The 12518-nt window shown below is 47.5% G+C and carries 9 protein-coding genes and 1 tRNA gene; 8 read left to right on the plus strand and 2 right to left on the minus strand.

Going from position 1 to position 12518, the window contains the following annotated elements:
- Positions 1–78 precede the first annotated feature (78 nt).
- Positions 79–675: an ATP-dependent Clp endopeptidase proteolytic subunit ClpP gene (gene clpP, locus CHI14_RS26825; RefSeq protein WP_095293022.1), complete on the minus strand. Its 597-nt coding sequence runs from the start codon at positions 673–675 to the stop codon at positions 79–81.
- A 176-nt stretch (positions 676–851) separates the two neighbouring features.
- Positions 852–926 (minus strand) — tRNA-Arg (locus CHI14_RS26830).
- A 441-nt stretch (positions 927–1367) separates the two neighbouring features.
- Here CHI14_RS26830 and CHI14_RS26835 point away from each other — a divergent pair.
- From CHI14_RS26835 to rnr, 8 genes are all read left to right on the plus strand, one after another.
- Positions 1368–2393, plus strand: a complete 1026-nt coding sequence (locus CHI14_RS26835; protein WP_095293024.1) for a sugar-binding transcriptional regulator — start codon at positions 1368–1370, stop codon at positions 2391–2393.
- Between the two features lie 106 nt (positions 2394–2499).
- Positions 2500–3507 carry a type I glyceraldehyde-3-phosphate dehydrogenase gene (gap, locus tag CHI14_RS26840; protein WP_095293026.1) on the plus strand — a complete coding sequence of 336 codons (1008 nt, stop codon included), beginning with the start codon at positions 2500–2502 and terminating at the stop codon, positions 3505–3507.
- Positions 3508–3656: 149 nt separating this feature from the next.
- Positions 3657–4838, plus strand: a complete 1182-nt coding sequence (locus tag CHI14_RS26845) for a phosphoglycerate kinase (protein ID WP_095293143.1) — start codon at positions 3657–3659, stop codon at positions 4836–4838.
- A 33-nt stretch (positions 4839–4871) separates the two neighbouring features.
- A complete protein-coding gene (gene tpiA, locus CHI14_RS26850; protein ID WP_095293028.1) occupies positions 4872–5624 on the plus strand; it encodes a triose-phosphate isomerase in 753 nt (250 codons plus the stop codon).
- Positions 5624–7168 (plus strand): 2,3-bisphosphoglycerate-independent phosphoglycerate mutase, encoded by a 1545-nt coding sequence (gene gpmI / locus CHI14_RS26855; RefSeq protein ID WP_095293030.1) that lies wholly within the window; start codon positions 5624–5626, stop codon positions 7166–7168. The genes tpiA and gpmI overlap by 1 nt, the downstream gene beginning before the upstream one ends.
- 238 nt (positions 7169–7406) lie before the next feature.
- The gene (gene eno / locus CHI14_RS26860) at positions 7407–8693 is read left to right on the plus strand and encodes a phosphopyruvate hydratase (RefSeq protein ID WP_095293032.1); all 1287 of its coding nucleotides are present in this window, start codon (positions 7407–7409) and stop codon (positions 8691–8693) included.
- A gap of 171 nt (positions 8694–8864) precedes the next feature.
- Positions 8865–9098 (plus strand): preprotein translocase subunit SecG, encoded by a 234-nt coding sequence (gene secG / locus CHI14_RS26865; protein ID WP_095293034.1) that lies wholly within the window; start codon positions 8865–8867, stop codon positions 9096–9098.
- 510 nt (positions 9099–9608) lie between these two features.
- On the plus strand, positions 9609–12341 hold the full coding sequence (gene rnr / locus CHI14_RS26870) for a ribonuclease R (RefSeq protein ID WP_095293036.1): 2733 nt from the start codon (positions 9609–9611) through the stop codon (positions 12339–12341).
- The last annotated feature ends 177 nt before the right edge of the window (positions 12342–12518 follow it).

Here is a 12518-nt window from a genome sequence, read left to right on the forward strand (position 1 = left end):
TGACAAGGGGCGCTTCTTCGTAGTATGAACAGGTCAATCAGATTGGCCTGTTCATATCCAATATACAGTTACCTCGGCTTATACGCCTTGGGAGCCAACGTTTGCGATGACTTTATCAATGATACCGTAATCGGCAGCTTCAGCAGCACTCATGAAGTAGTCACGGTCTGTATCTTTCTCGATGCGCTCCAGTGGTTGACCTGTGCGCTCAGCGATGATGCGGTTCAAGGTATCACGCATTTTCAGAATGCGGCGGGCACGGATTTCGATATCCGAAGCCTGACCTTGTGCGCCGCCCAGCGGCTGGTGAATCATGATCTCACTGTTAGGCAGTGCAAAACGTTTACCTTTTGCACCTGCATTGAGCAAGAATGCACCCATGGAAGCAGCCATACCTACACAGATAGTAGATACATCAGGTTTGATAAATTGCATTGTATCGTAAATGGCCATACCGGCTGTAATGGATCCGCCTGGGCTGTTGATGTATAGATGAATGTCTTTCTCCGGATCTTCCGCAGCGAGGAACAACATCTGTGCCATGATGGCATTCGCAACAACGTCATTTACATCGCTGCCTAGAAAGATAATACGATCCTTCAGCAATCTGGAATAGATGTCATAGGCGCGCTCACCGCGGTTGCTCTGTTCAACGACCATAGGAATATAACTCACGTGAAAAACCTCCTCGGAAATGTACATGGAATAGTGTATCTATTTAAACTGTTACCGTATTACCCACATCATAAACAATTTCAAACAAAAAGTCAAAGAAAGTCAAACTAACTTTGAAAAAAAAGAAACCTTTACGGTTCCATTGGTTAAAAGGGTTATGAGTTGCTAATCAAGAATGGCGCGCCCGCCAAGAATCGAACTTGGATCTCAGGCTTCGGAGGCCTACGTCATATCCATTGGACCACGGGCGCACGTTGATGTGACAGCAATAATGATTATAGCTCATGGAATCCTGAATTGCAAGAGATATGATCAAGCTTATGGTTTGGAATGACCTGAAATTGATCATGATGATGAAGAATGGATAAAGAGAGCATTTAAGTAAATGCTAAGAGAAGTTTTGGACAGGTTGCATGAAGCACGATCCTGGAGTCAATAGAAGCGATATATAGATGAGAAATTAGGTTTTCTTCTATATATGGTATGAATGCGGCTGCACTTTCCTGTGGAAGTCGGAGATTGTGAAAATATGCGCGTACAATGGCCCGAAACGTTGTGAAATAAGGCTTTTGAAACACTTGCATGTCGCGTCAGTTTTAGGTAGAATAGACGTGGGACTTAAAAAGTTAACCCGGGACATTTTAGGGCCATGAAAGAGAGCTTGGAACGAGAAGCTTGCGGGAGTGGAAAGCATGCGAACGATTTTAGAAGTGCAAAAGCAGCTTCTGCCTGATCTCATGGATGTCTTGAAGAAGAGGTATACGATTCTGCACCAGATCATGTTATCGGATGTGATCGGGAGAAGGACGTTAGCCAATTCCATGCAGATGACCGAGCGGGTTCTGAGGGCTGAGACCGATTTGTTAAAGGCTCAGGGACTTATTGAAATTGACAGTGCAGGGATGAAGATCAGTGAGGCAGGGCATGATCTGCTGCAGCAGTTAGAGCCAGTAGCCAAAGAGCTGTTCGGATTATCCGAGCTGGAAGAACGCATCAAGCAAGCCTACGGTCTGCAAAAGGTAGTTGTCGTTCCCGGCGATTCGGACATTTCTCCATTTGCCAAACGGGAACTGGGTAAGGCTGGAGCAAAGGCTCTTAGTCAGGTAATGAATGATAACGACGTTGTTGCCGTTACAGGCGGATCAACAACGGCAGAAGTAGCAGAGCAGCTGACTCCGCCAACATCGCTTAAAGGTGTCTGGTTCGTACCGGCACGCGGCGGATTGGGAGAAAGCCTCGAAATTCAGGCCAATACGATTGCATCGACAATGGCAAAACGGGTAGGAGCACAATACAAACTCCTGCATGTACCGGATTTGCTTAGTGATCATGCCTATGAATCATTAATTCAGGACCCTAGCGTTCAGGAGATTCTTCAGCTGATCCGACAATCACGCATCGTAATTCACGGAATCGGTGATGCCGTGGAGATGGCGCGAAGACGCAAACTTGCAGCGGAGATCATTGAAGAGCTTCAGGAGCAAGGAGCCGTATCTGAATCCTTCGGTTATTATTTTAACGATCAGGGTGAAGTGGTACACACCATGCTAACTCTGGGCATGCGACTTCAGGATATTGAACGGACCGATGTCGTGATTGGAATTGCGGGCGGCAAAAGTAAAGCGGCTGCCATTCATTCCGTACTGCGATTCGGGCAGGAAGATATTCTGATTATTGATGAGGCAGCTGCCGAAGTCATCGTTGCCGAAATGGAATAAAGATTTTCTTTTACCACAACTCTTGTTGTCTTGACGGACTTCACCGTCTGTCTTGAATATATAGCTTCATAAAAAAATTAAATCAAAACTTGGGAGGAACTTACTCATGATTAAAGTAGGTATTAACGGTTTTGGACGTATTGGTCGCTTGGCATTCCGCCGTATTCAAAATGTAGAGGGCATTGAAGTAGTAGCAATCAACGACTTGACTGACGCTAAAATGCTGGCTCATTTGCTTAAATATGATACAACTCAAGGTCGCTTCGATGGCGATGTTGAAGTACACGACGGCTTCTTCAAAGTGAACGGCAAAGAAGTTAAAGTACTGGCTAACCGTAACCCAGAAGAACTTCCTTGGGGCGACCTGGGCGTAGACATCGTTCTGGAATGTACTGGATTCTTCACAACGAAAGAAGCAGCTGAGAAGCACCTTAAAGGCGGCGCTAAAAAAGTTGTTATCTCCGCACCAGCTACTGGCGACATGAAAACCATCGTTTACAACGTAAACCATGAAATCCTCGACGGTACTGAAACTGTAATCTCCGGCGCATCTTGCACAACAAACTGCCTGGCTCCTATGGCAAAAACACTGCAAGACAAATTCGGAATCGTTCAAGGCTTGATGACTACAATTCACGCTTACACTGGCGACCAAAACACATTGGATGCTCCACACCCTAAAGGTGACTTCCGTCGTGCTCGCGCAGCAGCTGAAAACATCATCCCTAACACAACTGGTGCTGCTAAAGCAATCGGTTTGGTTATCCCTGAACTGCAAGGTAAACTCGACGGTGCAGCTCAACGTGTACCAGTAGCTACTGGTTCCCTGACTGAGCTCGTAACTGTTCTTGGACAAAAAGTAACTGCTGATGAAGTTAACGCAGCAATGAAAGAAGCTTCCGATCCACAAACTTTCGGATACACTGAAGACGAAATCGTATCTTCCGATATCCAAGGTATCACTTTCGGTTCCCTGTTTGATGCAACTCAAACTAAAGTTCTGACTGTGGGCGACCAACAACTGGTTAAAACTGTAGCTTGGTATGACAACGAAATGTCCTACACAGCTCAATTGGTTCGCACTTTGGAGCACTTTGCAAAAATGATTAAGTAATATCTGCAATAACATAGAGCGGAAACAGATGCTATTGTTTCCGCTCTTTATCTATCAACATTTTGCAAATTTCTCAAAAACACCAGGGTTGACAGGGGGTTTGGGCTCCTGATCGGTCCACCAAATACATGGGTGCGGAGGAAATACAGATGAACAAAAAAAGTGTACGCGATATCGAATTGACAGGAAAACGGGCTTTTGTCCGTGTAGATTTCAATGTGCCGCTCGAAGATGGTAAAATTACAGATGACAAACGTATTCGTGCAACACTGCCAACGATCAACTTCTTGATCGAAAAAGGTGCGAAAGTCATTCTTGCGAGCCACATGGGTCGTCCAAATGGCGAAGTTGTGGAATCCTTGCGTTTGACTCCAGCAGCTGAGCGTCTGTCCGAACTGCTTGGTAAAAAAGTGGTTAAAGCTGACGATTCCATCGGTGAAACTGTTAAAGCGCAAGTTGCTGAACTGAACAACGGTGACGTCTTGTTGCTTGAAAACGTTCGTTTCCATGCAGGCGAAGAGAAAAACGATCCAGAACTGGCAAAACAATTTGCTGAACTGGCTGACGTTTTCGTTAACGATGCTTTCGGAGCGGCTCACAGAGCACATGCTTCAACAGAAGGTATCGCTCACTTGCTGCCAGCAGTATCCGGTCTTTTGATGGAGAAAGAACTTGAAGTGCTCGGCAAAGCCATTTCCAACCCTGAGCGTCCGTTCACTGCAATCATTGGCGGATCCAAAGTTAAGGACAAAATCGATGTAATCGACAACCTGCTTAACATTGCAGACAACGTAATCATCGGTGGAGGATTGTCCTACACATTCATGAAGGCTCAAGGCCACGAAGTAGGCCAATCCCTGTTGGATGAGTCCAAACTGGATGTAGCTCTGGGCTTCATCGAAAAAGCAAAAAAACTGGGTAAAAACTTCTATCTGCCAGTAGATATCGTCATTTCTGATGATTTCAGCGCTAACGCAAACACAAAAGTGGTTGAAGTTGGCGACATTCCTGCAGATTGGGAAGGTATCGACATCGGTCCTAAAACACGTGAGATCTATGCTGACGTTGTTAAAAACTCCAAACTTGTAGTATGGAACGGACCAATGGGCGTATTCGAAATCGAGCCTTTCTCCCACGGTACTCGTGCAGTGGCGGAAGCTTGTGCAACAACGGATGCTTACACAGTAATTGGTGGTGGCGACTCCGCAGCAGCAGCTGAGAAGTTCAAACTGGCTGATAAAATGGACCACATCTCCACAGGTGGCGGTGCATCGCTGGAATTCATGGAAGGCAAGGTGCTTCCAGGCGTAGTTGCATTGAACGACAAGTAAGTTTTAAGCTATAGCATGAAGGAGTTGAAAACCATGAGAACACCGATTATCGCAGGTAACTGGAAAATGTTCAAAACGGTTTCCGAATCCAATGACTTCATTCAGGAAGTTAAAGGAAAAGCGGAAGTTGAAGGCGTGGAGACTGTAATCTGTGCACCGTTTACGAATCTGCCTACATTGGTAGAGGCTGTGAAAGGCACAAACATCAAAATTGGTGCTCAAAATCTTCACTTTGAAGACAACGGTGCATTCACTGGTGAAATCAGCGGCGTAATGCTGAAAGATCTGGGCGTGGATTATGTAATCATTGGTCACTCGGAGCGCCGTCAATATTTTGCGGAAACCGATGAGACTGTTAATAAAAAGCTGCATGCAGCATTCCGTCACGGATTGACTCCAATCTTCTGTCTTGGTGAGACACTTGAAGAGCGCGAAGCGAACCAAACAAAAGACGTATGCAAAGTGCAAACGGAAGCTGCTTTTGCAGGTTTGTCTGCAGATCAAGCGGCACAAGTGGTTATCGCTTATGAACCAATCTGGGCGATTGGTACAGGTAAATCCTCCACATCCCAAGATGCGAATGAAGTTATTGCTTACATCCGTAGCCTGGTGAAGGATCTGTACGACGAGAAGGTTGCAAGTGCAGTTCGTATTCAATACGGCGGCAGTGTTAAACCAGAGAACGTAACAGAATACCTCGGACAAAGCGACATCGACGGCGCGCTTGTTGGCGGTGCCAGCTTGCAGCCGGCTTCGTTCATCGCGCTTGTTGAGGGGGCGAAGTAATGACAGCTCCAAAACCTGTAGCACTGATCATCATGGATGGCTTTGGTCTTCGTAACACGGTGGAAGGCAACGCAGTAGCGCAAGCCAAAAAGCCGAACTACGATCGCTTTATGAGCCAATTCCCACACACCACTCTCACTGCTTGCGGTGAAGCTGTAGGTTTGCCAGAAGGGCAAATGGGGAACTCCGAGGTAGGTCACCTGAACATTGGTGCCGGCCGGATCGTATACCAGGATTTGACCCGTATCTCCAAATCGATTCGTGACGGAGAGTTCTTCGACAACGAAACACTTGTCAAAGCTGTGCGCGAAGCGAAACAAAACGGTAAAAAGCTTCACCTTTACGGATTGTTGTCTGATGGCGGCGTACATAGTCACATCGACCACCTGTTTGCCATGCTGGATCTGGCCAAAAAAGAAGAAATGAATGACGTTTATATTCATGCCTTCCTGGATGGTCGTGACGTTATGCCGGATAGCGGTAAAGACTTCATGAAGAAACTGATCGCCAAAATTGAGGAAGTCGGTGTAGGACAAATCGCAACGGTTCAAGGTCGCTACTACGCGATGGACCGTGACAAACGTTGGGAACGTGTTGAGAAATCATATCGTGCCATCGTTTATGGTGATGGACCAAAATACAACGATCCACTCAGAGCGGTTGAAGAATCGTATGAGAAGTCCGTATTTGACGAATTCGTTGAGCCAACGGTTATTGTTAAAGCGGATGGTGAGCCGGTAGGCTTGGTAGAAAGCGGCGATTCCGTAATCTTCCTGAACTTCCGTCCTGACCGTGCGATTCAGCTGTCGCAAGTATTCACGAACAAGGATTTCCGTGGTTTCGACCGCGGTCCGAAATTCCCAGAAGGCTTGCACTTTGTCTGCCTGACATTGTTCAGTGAAACCGTTGAAGGTTATGTGGCATACTCGCCTAAAAACCTCGACAATACACTGGGTGAAGTTCTGGTTCAGAACAACAAGAAACAGCTGCGTATTGCTGAAACTGAGAAATACCCGCACGTTACCTTCTTCTTCAGCGGTGGTCGTGACGTTGAGCTTCCGGGCGAAACTCGCGTGCTGATCAACTCGCCAAAAGTTGCAACGTACGATCTGCAACCGGAGATGAGCGCTTATGAAGTAGCTGACGCATGTGTACGTGAGATCGAAGCGGACAAACATGATGCGATCATCCTGAACTTCGCCAACCCGGATATGGTTGGACACTCCGGCATGCTGGAGCCTACCATTAAGGCGGTTGAAGTGACAGATGAGTGCATGGGACGTGTTGTTGATGCAGTGCTTGCCAAAGGCGGCGTTGTACTCATCACTGCTGACCATGGTAACGCGGATATGGTATTCGATGAGCAAGGACGTCCGTTCACTGCTCATACAACGAACCCGGTTCCATTTATCGTTACAGACCCTAACGTAACCTTGCGTGAAGGTGGAATCCTGGCCGATATCGCGCCAACGATTCTGGACCTGATGCAATTGCCTAAACCGGAAGAAATGACAGGTACTTCTGTCATCGCTACCCGTAAATAATTCGTTTAAATAGGTTGTTGAATAAGACAAAGTGGAACCTGGAACGAAGCAAGCAGAACCAATCTGAAGAAGCAACGCGTTCGCCTTTATCACATGATTCTAACTTATGAAGATAAGTTCAAAGGAATCAGGGGATAACAGCGATCGGAAGATGGTACTGCATGCGGAGTGGTCTGGTGAAACTCAATTATTCTGAACGTATTAAAAATAAATTCAAATTAAAAGGAGATTATCACTCATGACTATTATTTCTGACGTGTACGCTCGCGAAGTCCTCGACTCCCGCGGTAACCCTACAGTTGAAGTTGAAGTATACCTGGAGTCCGGCGCAATCGGACGCGCAATCGTTCCATCTGGTGCATCCACTGGTGCCCACGAAGCTGTTGAGCTTCGCGATGGTGACAAATCCCGCTACCTGGGTAAAGGCGTTCTGCAAGCTGTTAAGAACGTAAACGAAACAATCGCTCCAGAAGTAATCGGTATGGACGCTTTGGATCAACTGGGTATCGACAAAATGATGATCGCTTTGGATGGTACGCCAAACAAAGGTAAACTGGGTGCTAACGCAATCCTGGCTGTATCCATGGCTGTAGCTCGCGCAGCTGCTGACGCTCTGGACCTGCCACTGTATGTTTACCTGGGCGGATTCAACGCTAAAGCACTGCCAGTACCAATGATGAACATCATCAACGGTGGTGAGCATGCTGACAACAACATCGACGTTCAAGAGTTCATGGTTCTTCCTGTTGGAGCACCAACATTCAAAGAAGCTCTTCGCGTAGGCGCAGAAATCTTCCACAACCTGAAATCCGTACTGAGCTCCAAAGGCCTGAACACAGCTGTAGGTGACGAAGGTGGTTTCGCACCGAACCTTGGTTCGAACGAAGAAGCAATCACTACAATCATCGAAGCGATTGAAAAAGCAGGATACAAACCAGGTGTTGACGTATTCCTGGGTATGGACGTAGCTTCCACTGAGTTCTACAAAGATGGTAAATACACACTTGCTGGCGAAGGTAAATCTTACACTTCCGCTGAGTATGTTGACCTTCTGGCTTCATGGGTTGAGAAATACCCAATCATCACAATCGAAGACGGTATGTCCGAAGACGACTGGGATGGCTGGAAATTGCTCACTGAAAAACTGGGAGACAAAGTACAACTCGTTGGTGACGACTTGTTCGTAACGAACACTGAGCGTCTGGAAAAAGGTATCAACGAAGGTATTGGTAACTCCATCCTGATCAAAGTTAACCAAATCGGTACGCTGACTGAAACATTCGATGCAATCGAAATGGCTAAACGCGCAGGATACACAGCTGTAATCTCCCACCGTTCCGGTGAGTCCGAAGACAGCACAATCGCTGACATCGCGGTTGCAACAAATGCAGGACAAATCAAAACAGGTGCACCTTCCCGTACAGACCGTATCGCGAAGTACAACCAATTGCTCCGCATCGAGGATCAACTGGGCGAACTGGCTCAATACAATGGTCTTAAAGGATTCTACAACCTTAAAAAATAAGCTGTGTTCACAGCTTCTAGGGCAAGCCGGGTAACCGGCTTGTCTTTTTCATTTCTTCATAATATAGACAGTATCATGGATAAGGTTGTAGATTGGGAATAGCTGTGGTACAATTAAAGTAACTGTTTTTATGGTGAGATGTTATGCCCACATGGGTAGGAGGTGGAAAGAATGGATATTGCTTTGAAATTGCTGCTCGTTGTTTTCTCGATCGGTCTAATCACTGTAGTATTGCTGCAGCACGGGAAAAGCGCTGGTTTGGCGGGTGCCATCTCCGGTGGTGCGGAACATCTTTTCGGTAAAACGAAAGCGCGCGGATTGGATCTTTTCCTGCAACGTGCAACCGTTGTACTGGGTGCAGGATTTATGATCTTGGCTATCATTGTTACAGTCATTTCTAAATAAGGAATCTGCTGTAATGATTGGTAGATCAAGCATATATGAATGAACGACCTAAGATGATGAACCTTCGTTTCGAGAAGAAACGGAGGTTTTTTAATACATTGGCGCATGTCCAAAGTTTCCCAACAGCATTTTTTTAACCCATGTAATCTTCGGTTCCCCACTTCCATTTCGTTTTTCTTCCCGTTACTTAGCCCAGTTGCTTACTTAGTGGTTCAATACGAACGACTTTGCTCCAGACATTTCATCTTTATTTCATCTTTGAACGTAGTTCTTTAAGGAATTTGTTATCCTAAAATCCAATGAAAACGTGTACCCATGACGTGAAGTGCTGCATTCAGCTGAGGTTTGGATTATTTTGCGGGGTACGGATGCGGTGGATTGAATTCGTGTATACTAGGGTATGAGATAGTGAGGGCATGTGTTACGTGGCATGAAAATTGCAAAAATTCAGATACATAAAGACAGGATACAAACCAGATTACACTTTTACGTTTCCCGAGGTGAATATTAATGATAACAGAACAACAATTGCTCGACTTCATGCGGGAAACCGCTTATAAACCGATGACCTATCAGGAGCTGGAACAGCACTTCGAGATTGAAGATGCAGCTGATTTCAAAGCCTTTTTGATCATGCTGAATACACTGGAGGAATCCGGTAAAATTCTGCTTACCCGTAACAACAGGTACGGCATGCCTGAACGCATGAACCTGGTTCGCGGAAGGCTGCAGGCACATGCGAAGGGATTTGCTTTTCTCATCCCTGAGGATAAAGAGCATCCGGATGTCTACATCCATGCCAATGATATGAAGAGTGCGATGAACGGGGACACGGTGCTTGTTAAAGTGACGTCTCAGGGTCCATCCAACGGACGTTTGGAAGGCGAGATCGTACGCATTGTTACCCGTGCAGTTACCCAAGTGGTCGGTGTGTTCCAAAACCATGAGGTATACGGCTTCGTCATTCCGGACGATAAGCGGATTAACCGTGATATTTTCATTCCGCGTACGAATTCTGCCGGGGCTGTAGATGGACAAAAAGTCGTCGCCAAAATCGTGAGCTACCCGGAAGGTCGCGCTGCCGCAGAAGGCGAGATTATAGAGATTCTTGGACATAAGGATGATCCAGGCATTGATATATTGTCCGTCATTCGCAAGCATCAGCTGCCGGAAGCATTCCCGGATGAAGTGGTGGAAGAAGCAGAACAAGCTCCCGAATCCATTACGGATGAAGAGATCGTGCAGCAGGGCCGCCGTGATTTGCGTGGATTAAACATCGTAACCATCGATGGAGAAGACGCCAAGGATCTGGACGATGCTGTCAATGTGGAGAAGCTGCCGAACGGGAACTACCGTCTGGGTGTCCATATTGCGGATGTCGGTTATTATGTACGCGAGAACTCCAAACTGGATCAGGAAGCATACAATCGTGGTTGCAGCGTGTACTTGGTAGACCGTGTTATTCCGATGCTGCCGCATCGTCTCTCGAACGGGATCTGTAGCTTGAATCCGCAGGTGGATCGCCTTACGCTGTCTTGTGAAATGGAATTCAACGACCAGATGAAGGTTGTGAACCACGACATCTTCACGAGTGTGATCAAAACCAAAGAGCGTATGACGTATGCGAACGTTCGTAAAATTCTTGAAGGCGAAGAGCCGGAATTGCTGGAGCGCTACAAGGATCTGGTGGATGACTTCCATCTGATGAAAGAAATTGCCCTTAAGCTTCGCGCGATGCGTATGCGCCGGGGTGCGGTTGACTTTGATTTTGAAGAATCCAAAATCATTGTGAACGAAGAAGGCAAACCAGTCGATATCGTGAAACGCGAGCGTTCCATTGCAGAGCAAATCATTGAAGAATTCATGCTGGCGGCCAATGAGACCGTGGCAGAACACTTCCACTGGTTGAAGGTTCCGTTTATCTACCGTGTGCATGAAGATCCCGATCAGGAAAAATTGCAAAACTTCCTCGCTTTTGCAGCGAACTTCGGACACCATGTAAAAGGACGCGGTAACGCGATCCACCCACGTGCACTTCAATCCCTGCTCGAGGATATCAATGGAACGAAGGAACAGACGGTGATCAGTACGATGATGCTGCGTTCCATGAAGCAGGCGAAGTATGATGCGGAAATGTCGGGGCACTTTGGCCTCGCGGCTGAGTTCTACAGTCACTTCACATCACCGATTCGTCGTTATCCCGATCTGGTTATTCACCGTGTCATTCGGGAAGTGATTGAGAACAAGGGTGCGCTGCCGGAGAATCGTCAGGAATACCTGGCGTCACGCATGTCCGATATTGCGCAGCAATCATCTGAGCGTGAACGTGTGGCGGTTGAAGCCGAGCGGGATACAGAGAAAATGAAGAAAGCTGAGTACATGCTCGATAAGGTCGGCGAAGAATTCGAAGGCATGATTAGCAGTGTAACCAGCTTCGGCATGTTCATTGAACTCGAGAATACGGTAGAAGGCTTGATCCGACTGAGTGCACTGACGGACGACTATTACCACTTTGACGATCAGCATATGGCTCTCATTGGTGAACGGACCTCGAAAGTGTTCCGTATCGGAGATGAGGTGAAGATTCGTGTTGCTCGCGTGAGCATGGAAGAATACACGATTGACTTTGAAATGGTGGATATGAAGCCACGCAGTGAACGGCCAGGTGGTTTTGGTGGCGGCAACCGAGGCGGCAGAGGCGGACGTCCTGCTGGCGGTGGTGGCCGGAGTGGCGCCAAAGGCGGTTCTGGTGGATTCAGTGGCTCACGTGGAGGCAAAGGTGGCGGCAGCCGCGGTGGAAGAGCACCGGAAGAGAGCAGCAAGGGTGGACGTGGCAGCTTCAGTGGAAAAGGTGGTGGCAAACCGAAAGGTGAACGCCGCACGGGAGATGCAAGTGCACCAGCTGCTGCTCGCGGTAAAGGCACAGGAGCAGTTAGCTTTGGTTTTGGATCGGGTAAAGGTGGATACAGCTCTGCGCCGTCCAGTCAGGACAGCGGCACTGGCGGCCAAGGGACTGATCTGAACAGCGGTAAAGGCCGTGGCGAAGGCAGCTTCAAATCCGGCAAGGGCGGCGGTAAAGGTGGCGGTGGACGCAAAAAGACGTCACCTAGCGGTATCTTTATCGGCGAAGCAGCTACACCTGGAGGTACACAAGAAGGCGGAGCTCCGCGCCGTAAACGGAAAAAGAACAAAGGTGCTTCCGCGAATGGAACAGCCGCTTTTGTACGGAAGAAGAAAAAGTAATATCGTTTCGCACAGCATGAAATGTGTGTAATGAGAAGGGGCAGCATATGCTGCCTCTTTCTTGATTTTAACAGCGGTCCTTGCTACAATTAAGGTCTGGCATAGGGTACCTGGGCATCATCGGGTGCGCGGCTATAGAGCATGGTACCGGCTTATTTTACGGAGAAGGAGTGAGGA

Origin of the sequence: Paenibacillus sp. 7516, from assembly GCF_002272715.1 — a bacterium.
GTDB lineage: Bacteria > Bacillota > Bacilli > Paenibacillales > Paenibacillaceae > Paenibacillus > Paenibacillus illinoisensis_A.